The sequence below is a fragment of the uncultured Pseudoteredinibacter sp. genome (assembly GCF_947502065.1).
GTDB lineage: Bacteria > Pseudomonadota > Gammaproteobacteria > Pseudomonadales > Cellvibrionaceae > Pseudoteredinibacter.
Genome location: NZ_CANMYE010000030.1, coordinates 1 through 547, shown reverse-complemented (window position 1 = coordinate 547; position 547 = coordinate 1). Strand labels below are relative to the sequence as shown.

The window sequence follows — 547 nt, the reverse complement described above, 5'->3', positions numbered from 1 at the left end:
GCCGGCAACTATGAGATCGCCAACAACACGGTGGTGGTTCAAGCGGATATCACACCCTTTGAAATCTCCGCCAGCAGCACAGCCGACGATAAAACCTATGACGGTAACGACAGCGCTAATGTGGAGCTCGCTTTAAGCGGGGTGTTCGCCGGCGACACGGTTACCGTAAGCTCCGCCAGCGATACCTTTGATGATAAGAATGCGGGTAATAACAAAACAGTCACCTCTGCTGGTGTGACCTTAGGTGGCATCGATGGCGGCAACTATGCCTTAGCCGAAACCACGCTCACCGATACAGCCGACATCTTTAGAAAAGACGTCACGGTTACCGCATCTGTTGAAAACAAAGTTTATGACGGCAGTACTGTAGCCGATTTTGATATCGACAGCAGCGGCACCATTATTAGCAGCGATGACGTCACCATTGCGGGCAGCGATGCTAACTTCAGTGATAAGAACGTAGGCCAGGGTAAAACCGTCACCTTCGGCAATCTCGTCATCAGTGGTGACGATAAAGACAATTACAACATCACTATCGCTAATACCG

At 50.5% G+C, this 547-nt stretch carries 1 protein-coding gene; it reads left to right on the top strand.

Annotated features, from left to right (window positions below):
• Nucleotides 1-547 (top strand): YDG domain-containing protein (locus tag Q1A41_RS20225; protein ID WP_299982958.1); only part of this gene is annotated, 547 nt, incomplete at both ends.